We start from the raw sequence: 14,712 nt of genomic DNA, 5'->3' as shown, positions 1-14,712 counted from the left end.
AGCGCAGCGTAGGGGGCCGGATGATGGGAGCAGGCGGTTTTTGGTTACTTTTTTCCAAGAAAAAAAGTAACCCGCCGTAAGGGCGGAAAGGTGACGAAAAGCAGCCATCGTCAAGGAATGCGCATACATCTACCAAAGCAATCACCATGTACTACGAACCCGAACCCGAACCCGAACCCGAACCCGAACCCGAACCCGAACCCGAACCCGAACCCGAACCCGAACCCGACCCCGACCCCGACCCCGACCCCGACCCCAAAAAACCACCCCCTATCCCAACCCCACCCATTTCCCCTAACCTTGTAACCCTCGTCCAGTCACATGGCAGGCTCATGGAAAAGGTCATCATCATCACCGGCGCCAGCCGCGGCATAGGTGCCGCCACCGCAATCATGGCCGCACACCAGGGCTACCGCATCTGCATCAACTACCACGCCGACGACCAGGCCGCCGACTCGGTACTGGCCCAGGTCCGCGCCCTAGGCGCCACGGCCATCGCGGTACGTGCCGACGCCAGCGTCGAGGATGAAGTGGTGCAACTGTTCCAGCGCGTCGACCACGACCTCGGCCCGGTCACCGCGCTGGTCAACAACGCCGGCACCATCGCCACGCAAAGCCGCGTCGAGGACATGTCCGAATTCCGCCTGCTCAAGATCATGAAAACCAACGTGGTCGGCCCCATGCTCTGCGCCAAGCACGCGCTGCTGCGCATGTCCCGGCGCCACGGCGGGCAGGGCGGGGCGATCGTCAACGTATCCTCGGTGGCCGCGCGCCTGGGCTCGCCCAACGAATACGTCGACTACGCGGCCTCCAAGGGTGCACTGGACACCTTCACCCTTGGCCTGGCCAAGGAAGTGGCAGGCGAGGGCGTGCGCGTCAACGGCGTGCGCCCAGGCTACATCCACACCGGTTTCCACGCCCTGAGCGGCGACGCCGGGCGGGTCGCCAAGCTGGAACGTGGCCTGCCCATGGGCCGCGGCGGGCAGCCGGAGGAGGTGGCCGAAGCCATACTGTGGCTGCTGTCGGACAAGGCCTCCTATTCCACCGGCAGCTTTCTCGACCTGGGCGGTGGCCGCTGACTCAGTCCAGCGCCAACAGCTGGGCCACCTTGTCGACGATATCCGCCAGGTCGAAGGGTTTGAGCAACACCGCCGTGCGCGCCGGCAACTGGCCGTCGCGCAGCGCGGCACTCACGTCGTAACCGGTGATGAACAGCACCGGCAGGCCCGGCAACAATGCCCGGCTCGCTTCGGCGACCTGGCGGCCATCCAGGCCACCGGGCAGGCCGATGTCGCTGATCAGCAGTTGCGGGCGCAAGCCTTCGTGCAAGGCGGCGAGCGCGGCCTGGCCATGTTCGACGGCGCGCACCTGATAGCCGACTTCTTCCAGCACTTCGCCGATCACCATGCGCAGGGGCGCCTGGTCTTCCACCAGCAAAATGCTCGCGCAGCCTTGCGCAGGCGCAAGGGCGGGCGCAGGCCGCTGTTGCGAGGGTGCTGCCGCTTGGCTGTGGCGGGGCAGGTAGAGTTCGACCCGGGTGCCCTTGCCAAGGGTGGAATGGATCTGCAACTGGCCACCCGATTGGCGCACGAAACCATAGGCCATCGACAACCCCAGGCCGGTGCCCTGGCCCAGGGCCTTGGTGGTGAAGAACGGGTCGACGGCACGCTCCACCACATCCGCAGGCATGCCACGACCGTTGTCTTCGACGCTGACGCACAGGTACGGGCCGGCGGGCAGGTCGAGGGTTTCGCCCTGCACGGCATCAATTTCGCGGTTGTGGCACTGGATATCGATCCGCCCGCCGCCTGGCTGGGCGTCGCGCGCGTTGATGCACAAATTCAGCAGCGCGCTCTGCAACTGTGGCGGGTCGATGAAGGTGGGCCACAGCCCCGGTGCGCAGTGCACGCTGACGGCAATGGCCGGGCCGACGCTGCGCCGCACCAGGTCCTCCATCTCCAGGATCAGCCCATCGACGGCGGTGGCCTGGGGCACCAGGGTCTGGCGCCGCGAGAACGCCAGCAGGCGATGCACCAGTGCAGCCGCGCTTTTGGCTGAATGGCTGGCGGTTGCCAGCAAGCTTGCGACATCGTCCAGACGCGCCTGTTGCAGGCGTTGCTGGATCAGTTCATGGGCGCCGAGAATGCCGCCGAGCAGGTTGTTGAAGTCGTGGGCGATGCCCCCGGTCAGTTGGCCTACCGCTTCCATTTTCTGCGCCTGGCGCAGCGCCTCTTCGGCCTTGAGCAGGCGTTGCTGCTCACCCACCTGGCGCGTGATGTCATAGACGAACAGGTAGGCTGCGAACACAACGCCCGCGCTGTCGCGCAGCGGGTTGAAGCGCAGTTCGAAATGCCGCAGGCGGCCGCTGCGCCCGTACTCGATGACCTCGGTGAAGCTTTCACCGGCCAGCGCCCGGTGCCACAGGGCCAGGGCGCGCTGGCACTCGTCGGGGAAGCCCGCCATGCACTCGGGCAGGCTGTCGCCCGCCTTGAGGCTGCGCCCGAACAGGAATTCGAAATCCTTGACCGCGCGGGCGTTTACCGCCAGCAGGCGCAGCGAGGTGTCCAGCACCTGTACCCGCGCCACGCTGCGCTCGACCAGCTCGGCAAACAGGCCGCGCTCGGCCAGTGCCGCGCTGACGCGCTGCTCGAGCTGGTCATTGAGCTGTTGCAGCGCCGATTCGGCGCGATAACGGGCGGTGATGTCCTTGAACAGCACGGCAACCTGGCGCTTCTCGGCCGGCTCGATGCGAAAGGTGGTAACCGACAGTACGCGCCCGGTCGCCACCAGTTCCTGCTCGAACTGCAACTGCTCGCCGCTGCGCAGCACGTGGCCGTAGCGGGCAACCCACTGGTCGGCCTCGGCGGGCACCATTTGCCGCAGGTACTGGCCGACCACGTTGGGGATGCCGGCATGGCGGGCGTAGGCGGCGTTGGCCAGAATGTGCACGTAGTCGCTGTCGGGGCCGTGGGGGCCGTCGACGAACTCGATGATGCAAAAACCTTCTTCCATGGTTTCGAACAGAAAGCGGTAAAGCGCCACGTCCTCGACGTTGGCCTTCAGCTCGCGCACTTCGGCCTGCAGCCGCGCGTTGTCTTGCTCCAGCGCCTGCAGGCGCCGCAGCAGGGCGTCCTGAGCCGTGGTCTTTGGTGCTGGCATCAACGGGTCCGTCATGAAAGTTCGAAAGGGCTGGGGCTCAGGTCAGGGGGCGAGCAGGCCTCGGGTGACAGCAAGCATTGCGTCGAGCTGGAACGGCTTGCCGATGCTGGCCATCGCCTCGGTCAACGGGAAGTCGGCCAGTGCCTGCGCCTGATCATATCCGGTGATGAACACAATGCGCAGCTCAGGATGCAGTGCCAGCGCCTGCAGCGCCAGCTTTCGACCATCCAGCCCGCCCGGCAGGCCGATGTCGGTGATCAACAGGCCAGGGGCCGGGCCTTCACGCAGTGCATCGAGGGCCTCGATACCGCTACCGAAAGCCTCTAGCTGGTGGCCCTGGTCGAGCATCACCTCAGCGATCACCACCCGCAGAATCGGGTCGTCCTCCACCAGCACTACCCGGCAGGCGCTCAGGTGTTCGGGGGCTGCTGGCGCTTGCAGCACAGCCGCCGCAGGTGCCTCGGCGCTGCTGATGTGCCTGGGCAGATACAGGTGCACGCGTGTGCCTTGCCCGGGGCTTGAGTGGATATGCAACTGGCCACCGGACTGGCGCACGAAGCCGTACACCATCGACAGCCCCAGGCCAGTCCCCTGGCCGAGTGGCTTGGTGGTGAAGAACGGGTCGACGGCCCGGGCGCTGACGCTTTCGCTCATGCCCGAACCGTTGTCCAGCACCTTCAGTTGCAGGTAGTCGCCGCCAGGCAGCTGCAGCGCTTCGCCCTGGGCCTGTGACAGGCTGAGGTTGGCGCAAGCCAGGGTCAGGGTGCCGCCACCGGGCATGGCGTCACGGGCATTGATGCACAGGTTGAGCAGGGCGTTTTCCAGTTGCGAAGGGTCGACGCACGCCTGCCACTGGTCGGATTGCGTCAGGTCCACCAGGGTGATGTGTTCGCCCAGCGAGGTGAGGATCAGCGGCTGCATGCCCTGCAGCAGGGTATGCAGGTCGATCGGGCGGGGCTGCAGGGTCTGGTGCCTGGCGAAGGTCAGCAGGCGCTGCACCAATTGCGCGGCGCGGGCGGTGTTTTGCTGGGCGATGCCCAGCAGGTTGCGGGCATCGTCGTCACGGCCCTGGTCAAGGCGCATGCCGGCAAGCTCCAGGGCGCCGGAAATTCCCCCCAGCAGGTTGTTGAAGTCGTGGGCGATACCGCCGGTCAGTTGGCCCACGGCTTCCATTTTCTGGGCATTGCGCAGGGCCTGTTCGGTGTCGCGCAGGCGGTCCTGCTCGGCGACTCGCTGGCTGATGTCGTAGGCGAACAGGTAAGCCCCCAGCCTGACGCCCTGGGCATCACGCAGCAGGTTGAAGCGCATCTCGAAGTGCCGCTCGGCCGGGGGCACCTGCAGGGCGATGTTCTCGACGAACACCTCGCCGGCCAGCGCTCGCTCCCACAGTGCCAGCAATTGCGCCTTGGCTTGTGGGAACACAGGCGGGTAGTCGCGAAAACTCACCCCCGGCGGCGGCTCGGGCAGGCCCAGGGCGAGAAAGGTTTGCCGCGCGGTACGATTGATCGCCAGCAGGCGCATGTCGCGGTCAACCACCATCACGTTGGCCAGGCTGCTGTCGACCAGCTGGGCGAACAGCTTGTGCTGCGCCTGCGCCTCGTCCACTTGCTGGCCCAGTTGCTGATTCAGGTGCAGCAGGTCGGCGCGGGTTTCCCAGGCTGCGCTGCGTTCGTGCAACAGTACGGCCATGCGCCGCGCACTGGCAGGCTCCAGGCGGTGGATCGACAGCGCCAGGTTGCGCCCGGTGATTTGCAGGCGCTGTTCGATGTACTTGGGTTCGCCGCTGTGCAGCACCGAGGCGTAGTGCCCGATCCAGGCCTCTGCTTCGCCTGGCAGGGTTTCGCGTAGCGTACTGCCGATCACCTTGCGCAAGCCGGTATGGCGGGTGCAGGCTGTGTTGGCATAGATATAGCGATAATCGCTGAGCGGGCCGTGGGGCCCGTCTATCAGCTCGACGATGTACAACCCTTCGGCCATGTGTTCGCACAGCCAGTCCAGTTGGGACGATGCGTTACTCGCGGCCGGGGAAGGCCAGGCTGTTGAGTCGGGGCTGGGCATGACGTGGATCCAACGTGGCGAGCTTTCACTATAGCCAGCGGCCACGACACGCGCTCGGCACCTGCCTGTTCAATGCTGGGCGTTCAAAACGACCGGATGATTTTCCCCAGTGTTTCCATGGCGTGTTCCGCGCTGTCCCCCCACGGGCTGCCATAGTTGAGCCGGATGCAATTGGCAAAGCGCCGGGTGGGCGAGAAGATCGGCCCCGGGGCGATGCTGATGCCCTGGGCCTGGGCCATGTGGAACAGCTTCAGTGCGTCTATCTGCTCAGGCAGCTCCAGCCACAAAAAGTAACCACCGCTGGGCTGGCTGACCCGGGTCTGCGCCGGGAAGTGCCGGGTGATCGCCGCCAGCATGTTGGCCTGCTGGCCTTCCAGGGCGTAGCGCAGCTTGCGCAGGTGGCGGTCATAGCCGCCGTGCTGCAGGTAATCGGCAATCGCCGCCTGGGCCGGCATCGAGGCGCACAGCGAGGTCATCAACTTGAGCCGCTCGATCTTCTGGGCAAAGCGCCCGGCGGCCACCCAGCCGATGCGGTAGCCCGGTGCCAGGCTCTTGGCGAACGAGCCGCAGTGCATTACCAGGCCCTCTGTGTCGAAGGCCTTGGCTGGTTTGGGCGCCTGCTGCGAGTAGTACAGCTCGGCGTACACGTCGTCCTCGATCAGCGGCACCTGGTGGCGGCGCAGCAGCTCCACCAACTGCTGCTTCTTCGCCTCGGGCATGCTCGCACCCACCGGGTTCTGGAAGTTGGTCATGCACCACACCGCCTTGACCGGGTGCTTGTCCAATGTTTGTGCCAGCACCGCCAGGTCCATGCCTTCGCGCGGATGCACCGGAATTTCCACGGCCTTGAGCTTGAGGCGTTCGAGCACCTGCAGGCAGGCGTAAAAAGCCGGTGCCTCGATGGCCACCAGGTCGCCTGGCTGAGTGACTGCCTGCAGGCACAGGTTCAGGGCCTCCAGCGCGCCGTTGGTGATCAGCAGCTCTTCCATGGGCAGCATCAGCCCGCCGACCATGTAGCGCAGGGCGATCTGCCGGCGCAGCTGCGGGTTGCCCGGCGACAGGTCGGTGACCACCATGCGCGGGTCCATGGCGCGGCTGGCGCTGGCCAGCGAGCGCGACAGGCGTTGCAGCGGGAACAGCGTGGGGCTGGGGAAGGCCGAGCCGAACGGCACGGTGTGCGGGTCCTTGATCGAATCGAGGATCGAGAACACCAGGCCGCTGACATCCACCTCGGTGGACTCGCCCGCCGGCACCTGGGTGTCCGGCTCGCTGAACGGGCGCGGGGTGTGGGCGTTGACGAAATAGCCCGAGCGCGGCCGGGCGCGGATCAGCCCGCGGCGCTCCAGCAGGTAGTAGGCCTGGAACACCGTGGACGGGCTGACCCCGTGGGTCTGGCTGGCATAGCGCACCGACGGCACGCGTTCCCCGGGGCCAAGCACCCCGGTGCGGATCAGTTCGGCAATGTCATCGGCAAAGCGTTCGTAGCGTTTCATGGGGTCTGCACTGGCAAGGTGGTGGTGAGTGTATCGGCTCAGCGGTTCATTGGCGCGACGAAGCGGCTTTGTGCGCTGCTGTTGATGTCGGGCTGGTCGCTGTCCTGGATCTCGAAGGTCAGTACCTGCGAGCTGCTGGCCGGGCGCTCGGCGAGCATCGCCACCGACACTGGCAGCTCGCTCATCTCGCCTGCGCCGATGCTGAAGGTGGTGCTGCCGTGCAGCTCGAAGGCGTCGGCGTCCACCAGGCGCAGGTGGTACTGCTGGGGCTGCTGGGTCTTGTTGATGATCTTCAGCAGGTAGATGTTCTCGATCTGGCCCTGGGCATTTTCGCGGAACAGGCCGCGGTCCTTGATCACGTCCAGCGACACCATCGGGCGTTGCTGCAAGGCAATCACCAGCGCGACGATCATCACCAGCAGCGCGGCGGCATAGCCCAGCAGGCGCGGGCGCAGCCAGTGGGTGGTGCCGCCCTGCAGGGTGTGCTCGGACTTGTAGCCCACAAGGCCACGGGCGTAGCCCATCTTGTCCATTACCTCGTCGCAGGCGTCGATGCACGCCGCGCAGCCGATGCAGGCCATTTGCAGGCCGTCACGGATGTCGATGCCGGTGGGGCACACCTGCACGCACAGGGTGCAGTCGATGCAGTCGCCCAGGCCCTGGCTGCGCGGGTCGCTGCCTTTTTTGCGCGCCCCGCGCGCTTCGCCACGGGCCGGGTCGTAGGCCACCGCCAGGGTGTCCTTGTCGAACATCACGCTCTGAAAGCGCGCATAGGGGCACATGTGCAGGCACACCGCCTCGCGCAGCCAGCCGGCGTTGAGGTAGGTGGCGGCGGTGAAGAACACCACCCAGAACAGCGCCACGCCTTCGAGCTCGAAGCTCAGCAGCTCTGCCGCCAGCGGGCGAATCGGCGTGAAGTAGCCGACGAAGGTCAGCCCGGTGAGCAGGCCGATGGCCAGCCACAGCGTGTGCTTGAGGCTGCGCCGGGCGAGCTTTTGCAGGCCCCAGGGTGCGGCGGCGAGTTTGATGCGCTGGTTGCGGTCACCCTCGCAGACCTTCTCGCACCACATGTACAGCCAGGTCCAGGTGCTTTGCGGGCAGCTGTAACCGCACCACACCCGGCCTGCGAACACGGTAATGGCAAACAGGCCGAAGGCGCAGATGATCAGCAGCGCCGACAGCAGGATGAAGTCCTGCGGCCAGAAGGTCGCGCCGAAGATGTGGAACTTGCTCTCGGCCAGGTCCCAGAGCACGGCCTGGCGGCCTCCCCACTGCAGCCAGGCGGTGCCGAAGAACAGCGCGAACAACAGCCCCGCGAAGCCGATGCGCAGGTTGCGGTAAAACCCTGTGAAGCTGCGGGTATGGATGCCGCCGCCAGGCTGGCTTTTGCTCTGTTTGACGGCGGCGGGGGCAATCTCGATGACTCGGAAGGGAATACGGTCGCTCATGGTTCATCGCTCATCAGGCCTCGATCAGGCCTGGGCACTATGGCCGCCGATCTGTTTGCAGCACAGGCTCAGCTATTGCGATAAAAACCGTATCAGATTGCCCCCTGTTACCGCGCAGCCCCTAGATTACCGAGCCTGGCGTGCTGGCCTTGAGGTGCCTGCGGCTATCCACCGCACCTGCAACAGTCAGCGCATCGGCTTCGCTTTCGGTGATGGGGATGCGTTCACCGGCCAGGATCGCCACCGACATGCGTAGCTGTTCGTCGGTGACGATCTCGATTTCCGGGCCAGTGCCTTCCAGGCGGATATGGTCGCCGATCAGGGTGCAACGGCGGGTGCTGGGGTCGACTTCGACGGGCATGGGGGTGGCCTCCGTTGGGGTGTTACGCGGTGGACCGCAGGGGTGTGGCAGATGCTGCAATCATCCGCTGGGTGGTTGCCGTGGCACTTGCGGCACTCTGTGGGGTCGCTTTTTGTAGGGGCTGGCTTGCCAGCGATGGGGCCCGCCAGCTTTGTACTGCCCTTGCTGCCCTCATCGCCGGCAAGCCGGCTCCTACAAGGAACGCATGACCTTCAAAACTGCGCTGTACCTGTAGGAGCCGGCTTGCCGGCGATGAGGACGGTACAGGCAGCACAACACAGTTGCTTGCACAGAAGATCGCTGTTCAGGAGCCCCATGGACACCATCCTCGCAGCCATCCAGGCTGAATTCGCCGACATTACCGACGCCCGCCAGGTCACGCAGATCCTCGTGCGCCTGCTGATGGCCGCGCTGCTGGGCGCGGTGCTGGGTTTCGAGCGCGAGAGCAAGGGCAAGTCGGCCGGGGTGCGCACGCACATGCTGGTGTCGATGGGCGCGGCGTTGTTCGTGCTGGCGCCGAGCATGGCCGGCGCCGACGCGCAGGCATTGAGCCGGGTGATCCAGGGCATCGTTGCCGGTATCGGGTTTCTGGGGGCGGGTACCATTCTCAAGGGTAACGGCCAGGACACCAGCCACGTGAAGGGCCTGACCACCGCTGCCGGGCTATGGATGACCGCCGCCATCGGCACGGCCGCCGGCATGGGCCGCGAGGCCACGGCGTTGGTGAGTACGGTGCTGGCACTACTGGTGCTGGGCAGCATGCCATTGCTGGTGGAGAAGGTGGAGGGGGAAAGCGAGGAGAAGCGCAAGGAGGAGGAGGGCAGGAAGCACTGAGGGGAGCCGAAGCTCCCCTCAAAGCGTTGTTGCCTGCTCTTTTATTATTATTGGAGACTGGCCTGTTGTTGTTTTTGTCGGCCTTTGCCTCGGTGCTGCGGGGGCCCCTACCCGGGGCCAAGAGCAAACGTATTTTTTTGAGCGCTGACTTGCGTTCATCCAACGTGTGATCCAACCGTGACTGCCGCTACCTTGCAGGTAGTTTTATTGTTCTGTGACCGGTTGCGGGGCTTTTCTGCGAAAGCTTCCCTGGAAAGCACGTCGACTCCAAAAAAATCTGCTTGCTACGCCTCTGCCGTGTTGTTCTTGTTATGTCAGAGCCGTTACATGTTGTTTTTATTAGATGCCGCTGTTTTTTTGTTCTTGTTGTGCCAGAGATATAGCAGGTGCCGTGCCAACTTTTGAAAACCCTTTAAAATCAATGGCTTGATGATTTTTGCGGAAAAGCTGGCACCTGAAATTTTGTCGATTTGTTTCCCTGTTACCCGATTTTTTGCTGCCAACCGTGTAGGCGGTAACACTCGCGCCCACACTTGTGTGACAGCCGTGTGACCTAGCGGGCGCTGCGTGCCCGTGCCACCCGCGAGCCTGTGGCGCGGCCCAGCACCTCGCTGATGCGCAGGCCCGCTGCAATCAGCTTGTCGAGGTCGATGCCGGTGTCGATACCCAGCCCCTGCAGCAGGTACAGCACATCCTCGGTGGCGATATTGCCGGTGGCGCCCTTGGCGTAGGGGCAGCCGCCAAGGCCGGCCACCGAGCTGTCGAACACCGCAATGCCCTCCAGCAGGCTTGCGTAGACATTGGCCAGCGCCTGGCCGTAGGTGTCGTGGAAGTGCCCGGCCAACTGCTCGCGTGGCACCTGCGCCGAAACCACCTCGAACAGCCTGCGGGTATCACCGGCGGTGCCGGTGCCGATGGTGTCGCCCAGGGATACCTCGTAGCAGCCCATGTCGTGCAGGGCGCGGGCCACCGGGGCCACCTGCTCGGCCTTGACGGTGCCCTCGTAGGGGCAGCCCAGCACGCAGGATACATAGCCGCGCACACGCACGCCGTGGCTGCGCGCAGCACTCATGATTGGCTCGAAGCGCGTCAGGCTCTCGCTGACCGAGCAGTTGATGTTGCGCTGGGAGAACGCCTCGGTGGCGGCGGCGAACACCGCCACTTCCTTCACCCCGGCCGCCACGGCATCTTCGAAACCGCGCAGATTGGGCGCCAGTGCCGCGTAGGTAACCCCTTCACGTTGGCGAATGCCGGCGAACACCTCGGCGGAGCCGGCCATCTGCGGCACCCACTTGGGCGAGACGAAGCTGCCCACCTCGATATAGCCAACGCCTGCGTCGCTGAGGTCGTCCACCAGCCGCACCTTGTCGGCGACGCTGATGGGTTGGGCTTCGTTCTGCAGGCCGTCACGCGGGCCGACTTCGACCAGGCGCACTTTACGGGGCAATGACATGACAGGGTTCCTGTGGCAGTTCAACGGTGGTGGGGCTGCTTGTTCAGCGTGGCGGCCAGGGCCTGCTCGCAGCGCTCCTGGGCGGTGTCCAGCTCCAGGTGCATCTGCTGGATATCGAGCATCTGCTGCTCCAGCTGGGCGCGGCGCTCGGTGATTTTGGCCAGCATGCTGGTTAGCTGCTTGAGGTTACCGCCGGTGGGGTCGTACAGCTCGATCAGCTCGCGGCATTCGGCCAGCGAAAAGCCGATGCGCTTGCCGCGCAGGATGAGCTTGAGGGTCACCTTGTCGCGCGCCGAATAGATGCGTTCCAGGCCCTTGCGTTCGGGGCTGAGCAGGCCCTGTTCTTCGTAGAAGCGGATAGCCCGGGTGGTGATGTCCAGCTCGCGGGACAAATCGGAGATGCTGTAGGTCTGGCTGGTCATGGCGCGGCTCGAAGGGGCGGTCGCGCTAACCTAAAGCCAGCTTTACGTATACGTCAAGCTCAGCGCGCGCCGCCCGCGCCCCGCTCACGCAGGGCCTTGGCCACTTCGGCCTCGATCTTGTAGGCGGGTGCCTCTAGCTCGTCGTAGTTGCGGGTGTAGCGCCGGGCGAATTCCTCGACCCCCAGTTGCTGGTACTGCTGCACGTGCTTGAGCTCGTGGGCCCACAGCGCCACGTTGTCCTCGGCGTCGGTGCTGCGGCGGAAGACCACCGTGTCGATCAGCGTCACCGCATTCACGTCGGGGTTCTGCAGCAGGGCGTTGGCGGCGCTGATCTGCTGTTCGTTACCCACCTGGTAACGTGCGGCGTCCAGCACGGCGAAGTCGTACCAGGGTTCGAGCTGGGCGCGGATATGCAACGGCATCGGCTGAGTGCCGCTGGCGTTGGCATCGTCGCGGGCCTGGCGCAGGGCGAACACCAGGCTGGCGGTGGCCATGTTCTCGACATCCTTGAACACATCGCCCGGCTGGCCTTCGCCCACCGGCATGCAGAAACACACCACCACACAGGCCTCGTACTGGCCCTCGGGGCAGTTGCCGGCCAGCGCCGGAGTGGCGAGCAACAGGCCGAACAGTGCGCTAATCAGCTTCATCGAGCACCTGCTCCAGCAGCGTGCGGCTGGCCTGCAACACTTGTTCCTGCACCGGCTCGCTGGCAAGCATGCGCCCGACCACCAAGGCGCCGACACACTGGCTGATCAATGCCCAGGCCAGTTGCGGGTCGCCAAGGGTGGCGCCCCAGGCTTGCTGCAGTTGCACCAGCCAGTGTTCGGCTTCTTCGCGTACCGGGCGCTCGGCGCGGGCGATCTCCACCCCCAGTGGCGGCAGCGGGCAGCCGCCCTCGGCGTTGTGCAGGTGGGCCAGTGACAGGTACTGATCGAGCAGGCGCTTTAGCCGCGGGCGGTCGATGCTGGTACGGGCCAGCGGGCTGTTGCCCAGTTCGCGGCGCACCACCTCGGTGAACAGGTCGTCCTTGGACGGGAAGTGGTTGTAGAACGCACCGCCCGTCAGGCCGATGGCCTTCATCAGCCCGGCCACGCCAGTGCCGGCAAAACCGCCGCGCTTGGCCAGTGCACCACTGCTGGCCAACAGCTTTTCGCGGGTTTGCTGCTTGTGTTCGGTGGAGTAACGCATGGGGGTACCTGGCTTGACGATGGCGTGATCGTAGCATAGCGTTCGTTTACTAAACGATCATTCACCAATGGAGTGATTCATGGCAGAACAACAAAAAGTCGTGCTGGTGGTGGGGGCGGGCGATGCCACTGGCGGCGAGATTGCCAAGCGCTTTGCCCGTGAGGGTTACATTGCCTGTGTTACCCGGCGCCAGGCCGAGAAGCTGCAACCGCTGGTGGACGAGATCTTCGCCGCTGGCGGCCAGGCCCATGGCTTTGGCTCCGATGCGCGCAAGGAAGACGAGGTGGCCGAGCTGGTCGAGACCATCGAGCGCGATATCGGCCCGATCGAGGCGTTCGTGTTCAACATCGGCGCCAACGTGCCGTGCAGCATCCTCGACGAGACCCCGCGCAAGTATTTCAAGATTTGGGAAATGGCCTGCTTTGCAGGCTTTCTTACCGCCCAGGCAGTGGCCCGACGCATGGTGCAGCGCGAGCGCGGCACGCTCCTGTTCACCGGGGCTACTGCCGGCACCCGCGGCGCTGCCGGGTTTGCCGCATTCGCCGGGGCCAAGCACGGCCTGCGCGCCCTGGCTCAGAGCATGGCCCGCGAGCTTGGCCCGCGGAACATCCATGTCGCCCATGTGGTGGTGGACGGCGCCATCGACACGGCGTTCATCCGCGACAGCTTTCCCGAGCGTTACGCGCTGAAGGGCCAGGACGGCATTCTCGACCCTGCGCACATTGCCGACAGCTATTGGTACCTGCACAGCCAGCCGCGCGATGCCTGGACTTTCGAACTCGATCTGCGGCCGTGGATGGAGCGGTGGTAGGCCTGTGAGGGCCCTATCGCCGGCCCAGGCAGCACAACCCCCACAGGCATTCAAGGAACCCCCATGCACAAAACCCTCGACTTCTACTTCGACCTCGGCAGCCCCGCCAGCTACCTGGCCTGGACTCAACTGCCGGCCCTGTGCGCCCGCCATCAGGCACACCTGCTGTACCGCCCGATGCTGCTGGGCGGCGTGTTCCAGGCTACCGGCAACGCTTCGCCGGCAATGGTGCCGGCCAAGGGGCGCTACATGTTCATCGACCTTGCCCGCTACGCCGAGCGCTATGGCGTGCCGTTCGGCCTGCCGCCGGGCTTTCCGGTCAATACCCTGAACCTGATGCGCGGCTTGCTCGGTACGCAACTGCACGCACCCGAACGCTTCGAGGCCTTGCTCAAGGTGCTGTTCGAAGGGTTGTGGATGCAGCAGCGCAACCTGTCCGACCCCGAAGTGCTGGGCCGTACCCTGGCCGAGGGCGGGTTCGATGCGCAAGTCTTCCAGGCCCTGGCTGCACGTGCCGACGTCAAGGAGGCATTGAAGGTAGCGACGCAACAGGCGGTGGAAAGGGGCCTATTCGGCGCGCCTACCTGTTTTGTCGGCGAGCAGATGTTCTTCGGCCAGGACCGGCTGGACTTCGTCGAGCAGGCCTTGACCGGCCAGTAGCTGCTCGATCTGCCGGCGCTCCCACAGGCTCAGGTGGTCCACCGGGTTGGTGCCGTAGCGCGGCCAGTCGGCCAGGCTGGCCTGGCGCCCGTCGGGGCTGCGGGCCTGGCTGCAACTGGCCAGGCCTTCGTCATCCAGCACCAGGGCCAGCTGCCAGCCGTCGATGTGCAGGCGTTGCCCCTTGGCGACCACCTGCTGCGCAACGCCCAGCGCGGCGTCGCGCAGGCACTGGTACACCTCGCGGCTGCTGATCATCGCGCTATCAGAAGTTCGCCGGGGTGTTGGCGCTGATGATTTCGGCCTCGTCGGGGCCGATGTTCTTGAAGCTGTGGGGCAGGGTGGTGGGGATGTAATAGCCGTCACCGGCGTTGAGGATGCTCACCTGGCCATCGACCCACAGCTCCATGGTGCCACGGGTGACCAGGCCGCATTCTTCGCCCACCGAATGCACGATCGGCTCGCCGGAGTCGGCGCCGGGGGCATACAGCTCGCGCAGCATGCGCATCTGCCGGCCTTCGACGCTGGCGCCCACCAGCAGCATGCGCAGGCCGTTACGGCCAAGGTCCGGCTGGTCGCCGCCACGGAACACGAAGCGCTCTTCACGCACCGGCTCGTCGAAGCTGAAGAACTCGGCCAGCGACATGGGGATGCCTTCGAGCAGTTTTTTCAGCGAACTGACCGACGGGCTGACGCGGTTTTGCTCGATCTGCGAGATGGTCGAGTTGGTCAGGCCGCTGCGGCGGGCCAGTTCCCGTTGGGAGAGGTTGTTGCGTTCACGCACCAGTTTGAGTCGTGTCCCGGTGTCCATAGCCGCCTTGTTTG

15 protein-coding genes are annotated in these 14,712 nt (G+C 65.2%); 4 read left to right on the top strand and 11 right to left on the bottom strand.

Features of this window, described 5'->3' with window-relative positions:
• The first annotated feature begins 332 nt into the window (after window positions 1-332).
• Window positions 333-1,079 (top strand): SDR family oxidoreductase, encoded by a 747-nt coding sequence (locus ACI2KK_RS24200; RefSeq protein ID WP_404670931.1) that lies wholly within the window; start codon window positions 333-335, stop codon window positions 1,077-1,079.
• Between the two features lies 1 nt (window position 1,080).
• Here ACI2KK_RS24200 and ACI2KK_RS24195 read toward each other — a convergent pair whose 3' ends face one another.
• From ACI2KK_RS24195 to ACI2KK_RS24175, 5 genes are all read right to left on the bottom strand, one after another.
• Window positions 1,081-3,159 (bottom strand): PAS domain-containing protein, encoded by a 2,079-nt coding sequence (locus ACI2KK_RS24195; RefSeq protein ID WP_404670930.1) that lies wholly within the window; start codon window positions 3,157-3,159, stop codon window positions 1,081-1,083.
• A 42-nt stretch (window positions 3,160-3,201) separates the two neighbouring features.
• Window positions 3,202-5,217, bottom strand: a complete 2,016-nt coding sequence (locus ACI2KK_RS24190; RefSeq protein WP_404670929.1) for a PAS domain-containing protein — start codon at window positions 5,215-5,217, stop codon at window positions 3,202-3,204.
• 83 nt (window positions 5,218-5,300) lie between these two features.
• The gene (gene mapR / locus ACI2KK_RS24185) at window positions 5,301-6,710 is read right to left on the bottom strand and encodes a GntR family transcriptional regulator MpaR (RefSeq protein ID WP_404670928.1); all 1,410 of its coding nucleotides are present in this window, start codon (window positions 6,708-6,710) and stop codon (window positions 5,301-5,303) included.
• A 38-nt stretch (window positions 6,711-6,748) separates the two neighbouring features.
• Window positions 6,749-8,158, bottom strand: coding sequence for a cytochrome c oxidase accessory protein CcoG (gene ccoG, locus ACI2KK_RS24180; RefSeq protein WP_404670927.1), 1,410 nt, complete (start codon window positions 8,156-8,158; stop codon window positions 6,749-6,751).
• 121 nt (window positions 8,159-8,279) lie between these two features.
• The gene (locus tag ACI2KK_RS24175; RefSeq protein ID WP_217839138.1) at window positions 8,280-8,519 is read right to left on the bottom strand and encodes a DUF3203 family protein; all 240 of its coding nucleotides are present in this window, start codon (window positions 8,517-8,519) and stop codon (window positions 8,280-8,282) included.
• 315 nt (window positions 8,520-8,834) lie between these two features.
• Between ACI2KK_RS24175 and ACI2KK_RS24170 the strand changes: the two genes are divergently transcribed.
• Complete coding sequence (locus ACI2KK_RS24170) at window positions 8,835-9,353, top strand: MgtC/SapB family protein (RefSeq protein WP_217885468.1); 519 nt, start codon at window positions 8,835-8,837, stop codon at window positions 9,351-9,353.
• Between the two features lie 553 nt (window positions 9,354-9,906).
• On the opposite strand, the gene ACI2KK_RS24165 is transcribed toward ACI2KK_RS24170, so the two are convergent.
• From ACI2KK_RS24165 to ACI2KK_RS24150, 4 genes are read right to left on the bottom strand one after another with little or no spacing between them, the layout of a single operon-like run.
• On the bottom strand, window positions 9,907-10,806 hold the full coding sequence (locus ACI2KK_RS24165) for a hydroxymethylglutaryl-CoA lyase (protein ID WP_404670926.1): 900 nt from the start codon (window positions 10,804-10,806) through the stop codon (window positions 9,907-9,909).
• 20 nt (window positions 10,807-10,826) lie between these two features.
• Window positions 10,827-11,228: a MerR family DNA-binding transcriptional regulator gene (locus ACI2KK_RS24160; RefSeq protein WP_404670925.1), complete on the bottom strand. Its 402-nt coding sequence runs from the start codon at window positions 11,226-11,228 to the stop codon at window positions 10,827-10,829.
• 59 nt (window positions 11,229-11,287) lie between these two features.
• On the bottom strand, window positions 11,288-11,878 hold the full coding sequence (locus ACI2KK_RS24155) for a DUF4157 domain-containing protein (RefSeq protein WP_404670924.1): 591 nt from the start codon (window positions 11,876-11,878) through the stop codon (window positions 11,288-11,290).
• Window positions 11,865-12,419 carry a TetR/AcrR family transcriptional regulator gene (locus ACI2KK_RS24150; RefSeq protein ID WP_404670923.1) on the bottom strand — a complete coding sequence of 185 codons (555 nt, stop codon included), beginning with the start codon at window positions 12,417-12,419 and terminating at the stop codon, window positions 11,865-11,867. The genes ACI2KK_RS24155 and ACI2KK_RS24150 overlap by 14 nt, the downstream gene beginning before the upstream one ends.
• Window positions 12,420-12,498: 79 nt before the next feature.
• Between ACI2KK_RS24150 and ACI2KK_RS24145 the strand changes: the two genes are divergently transcribed.
• Window positions 12,499-13,230 (top strand): SDR family oxidoreductase, encoded by a 732-nt coding sequence (locus tag ACI2KK_RS24145; protein ID WP_404670922.1) that lies wholly within the window; start codon window positions 12,499-12,501, stop codon window positions 13,228-13,230.
• Between the two features lie 63 nt (window positions 13,231-13,293).
• On the top strand, window positions 13,294-13,890 hold the full coding sequence (locus tag ACI2KK_RS24140; protein ID WP_404670921.1) for a 2-hydroxychromene-2-carboxylate isomerase: 597 nt from the start codon (window positions 13,294-13,296) through the stop codon (window positions 13,888-13,890).
• Here the strand turns inward: ACI2KK_RS24140 and ACI2KK_RS24135 are convergent.
• Window positions 13,798-14,145, bottom strand: a complete 348-nt coding sequence (locus tag ACI2KK_RS24135; protein WP_404670920.1) for a hypothetical protein — start codon at window positions 14,143-14,145, stop codon at window positions 13,798-13,800. The genes ACI2KK_RS24140 and ACI2KK_RS24135 overlap by 93 nt on opposite strands.
• Window positions 14,146-14,152: 7 nt before the next feature.
• Window positions 14,153-14,698 (bottom strand): cupin domain-containing protein, encoded by a 546-nt coding sequence (locus tag ACI2KK_RS24130; protein WP_217885461.1) that lies wholly within the window; start codon window positions 14,696-14,698, stop codon window positions 14,153-14,155.
• Between the last annotated feature and the right edge of the window lie 14 nt (window positions 14,699-14,712).

Source organism: Pseudomonas sp. NPDC089406, assembly GCF_044900265.1.
Taxonomy (GTDB): domain Bacteria; phylum Pseudomonadota; class Gammaproteobacteria; order Pseudomonadales; family Pseudomonadaceae; genus Aquipseudomonas; species Aquipseudomonas fakonensis.
Note: the sequence above shows the minus strand (reverse complement) of the source record. Positions and strands in the feature narration are given on the sequence as shown.

Coding starts and splice junctions, on each gene's coding strand:
- ACI2KK_RS24200 (WP_404670931.1), top strand. CDS start 333: ATGGAAAAGGTCATCATCATCACCGGCGCCAGCCGCGGCATAGGTGCC.
- ACI2KK_RS24195 (WP_404670930.1), bottom strand. CDS start 3,159: ATGCCAGCACCAAAGACCACGGCTCAGGACGCCCTGCTGCGGCGCCTG.
- ACI2KK_RS24190 (WP_404670929.1), bottom strand. CDS start 5,217: ATGCCCAGCCCCGACTCAACAGCCTGGCCTTCCCCGGCCGCGAGTAAC.
- mapR (WP_404670928.1), bottom strand. CDS start 6,710: ATGAAACGCTACGAACGCTTTGCCGATGACATTGCCGAACTGATCCGC.
- ccoG (WP_404670927.1), bottom strand. CDS start 8,158: ATGAGCGACCGTATTCCCTTCCGAGTCATCGAGATTGCCCCCGCCGCC.
- ACI2KK_RS24175 (WP_217839138.1), bottom strand. CDS start 8,519: ATGCCCGTCGAAGTCGACCCCAGCACCCGCCGTTGCACCCTGATCGGC.
- ACI2KK_RS24170 (WP_217885468.1), top strand. CDS start 8,835: ATGGACACCATCCTCGCAGCCATCCAGGCTGAATTCGCCGACATTACC.
- ACI2KK_RS24165 (WP_404670926.1), bottom strand. CDS start 10,806: ATGTCATTGCCCCGTAAAGTGCGCCTGGTCGAAGTCGGCCCGCGTGAC.
- ACI2KK_RS24160 (WP_404670925.1), bottom strand. CDS start 11,228: ATGACCAGCCAGACCTACAGCATCTCCGATTTGTCCCGCGAGCTGGAC.
- ACI2KK_RS24155 (WP_404670924.1), bottom strand. CDS start 11,878: ATGAAGCTGATTAGCGCACTGTTCGGCCTGTTGCTCGCCACTCCGGCG.
- ACI2KK_RS24150 (WP_404670923.1), bottom strand. CDS start 12,419: ATGCGTTACTCCACCGAACACAAGCAGCAAACCCGCGAAAAGCTGTTG.
- ACI2KK_RS24145 (WP_404670922.1), top strand. CDS start 12,499: ATGGCAGAACAACAAAAAGTCGTGCTGGTGGTGGGGGCGGGCGATGCC.
- ACI2KK_RS24140 (WP_404670921.1), top strand. CDS start 13,294: ATGCACAAAACCCTCGACTTCTACTTCGACCTCGGCAGCCCCGCCAGC.
- ACI2KK_RS24135 (WP_404670920.1), bottom strand. CDS start 14,145: ATGATCAGCAGCCGCGAGGTGTACCAGTGCCTGCGCGACGCCGCGCTG.
- ACI2KK_RS24130 (WP_217885461.1), bottom strand. CDS start 14,698: ATGGACACCGGGACACGACTCAAACTGGTGCGTGAACGCAACAACCTC.